At 29.9% G+C, this 294-nt stretch carries 1 pseudogene; it reads left to right on the forward strand.

Annotated elements, in window-relative coordinates:
• Positions 1-294: pseudogene (locus OL66_RS04105) on the forward strand (hypothetical protein); the annotation flags it as partial.

Raw genomic sequence — 294 nt, forward strand, 5'->3', positions numbered from 1 at the left:
ATTGAAACACAATTATCAGTGCAATCATTAGGTGAACGCCCTAAATCCATTGTGATTGAAGGCTTTAGTAGACTCGGTAAAACCGAGTTTATATTAAGCTACTTAACTCACAAAAACCTTCACTATAATTATACCAGAGGAGACTTTGATTTTAGTAAACAAAGTCATAAAAACGCTTATAAAATAAATATTTTTGATGACATAAGCATTCCCCAAATTAGAAAAGAAGGTTTATTTAAACAGATTATAGGCGGTCAAAAAGGTTTTAAACATAATGTTAAATATGCTCCTAAA

This window comes from Chrysanthemum yellows phytoplasma, assembly GCF_000803325.1.
GTDB classification, from domain to species: Bacteria; Bacillota_I; Bacilli_A; order Acholeplasmatales; family Acholeplasmataceae; genus Phytoplasma; species Phytoplasma asteris.